The organism is Streptomyces sp. AC627_RSS907 (genome assembly GCF_019049165.1).
In genome coordinates this window covers 1-543 of sequence record NZ_JAGMUE010001425.1, presented here as the reverse complement: position 1 = coordinate 543, position 543 = coordinate 1, and the positions used below count along the sequence as shown (strand labels likewise).

Here is a 543-nt window from a genome sequence, read left to right as displayed (position 1 = left end):
GTCGACATGCGACAGCGGGTCATGGCGCAGCGCGCCAGCACCCGGCGCAGCGTGCAGATCGTGGTCGGCGTCTCGATCGCGTTCGTGCTCGGCCTGTCGATCTTCAACCGGGACTTCGTCGAGCCGTACGGGACGCCGGTCGGGCAGCTCGTACTGGCCTGCGTGTGCGCCCTGTTCGCGATGGGCTTCTGGTGGCTGCGCAAGCTGTCCAGCATCGACACGCCGGACCGGTTCCTGACCCGGGACGCGACGCCGGAGCGATACGCACCGGCGCGCGCCGGCGCCCACGCGGCGCGGCAGCCCGGCGCGGGCACCGTACAGGCCCCCGTCTACGGCGATGAGGTGACCCCCCGATGAACAGCGGAATCACGATGCCGGTCCTGGTCGGTGCCGTCTTCGGGCTCGGCGTCTACACGCTGGTCCGCGCCCTGATGCCCGGCCGGCGCGGGGCGGTGGCGCGGGTCGCGCAGATCGACGCGCTGCGGGCGCGCGGCTCGGCGCACGCCGGCCGGTACGAGGCCGACCGAGGCCAGGCCGGTGGCG

1 protein-coding gene and 1 pseudogene are annotated in these 543 nt (G+C 74.0%); both read left to right on the top strand.

Going from position 1 to position 543, the window contains the following annotated elements; genetic code table 11:
- A partial coding sequence (locus KUM32_RS42260; RefSeq protein ID WP_374227625.1) for a type II secretion system F family protein occupies window positions 1-357 on the top strand: 357 nt, incomplete at its 5' end.
- A pseudogene (locus tag KUM32_RS42255) lies at window positions 354-543 on the top strand (type II secretion system protein); the annotation flags it as partial. The gene KUM32_RS42260 and the pseudogene KUM32_RS42255, both read left to right, overlap by 4 nt.